Here is a 324-nt window from a genome sequence, read left to right on the forward strand (position 1 = left end):
CAGCCTGGAAGATGTGCCAGCCTGGGTCAGACCGGCGACTGAAATCACCACCCTCAGCGAAGTCGCACCGGTGGTGGTCCATAGCGATGATTTGTTTGGTGACAGCGGCTTACCCGCCTTATCGCTGATCGGTACCTCGTTTAGCCTGCGCGGTAATTTTGTGCCTTTCCTGAGCCGTCATGTCGGTGCGCCGGTCGCTAATCTGGCGAAAGATGGCGGTGCCTTCGACGGTGCTGCGCAAGCTTATTTCCATAGCAAGGAATTCAGTCAGGAAGCCCCTAAGCTGGTGCTGTGGGAAATACCGGAACGCATGATACAGCGCCC

1 protein-coding gene is annotated in these 324 nt (G+C 57.1%); it reads left to right on the forward strand.

The features are described 5' to 3' along the window. Nucleotides 1-324 (forward strand): alginate O-acetyltransferase AlgX-related protein (locus KDM89_RS21110; protein WP_438947539.1); only part of this gene is annotated, 324 nt, incomplete at both ends.

This window comes from Cognatundibacterium luofuense, assembly GCF_018139685.1.
GTDB lineage: Bacteria > Pseudomonadota > Gammaproteobacteria > Burkholderiales > Burkholderiaceae_D > Undibacterium > Undibacterium luofuense.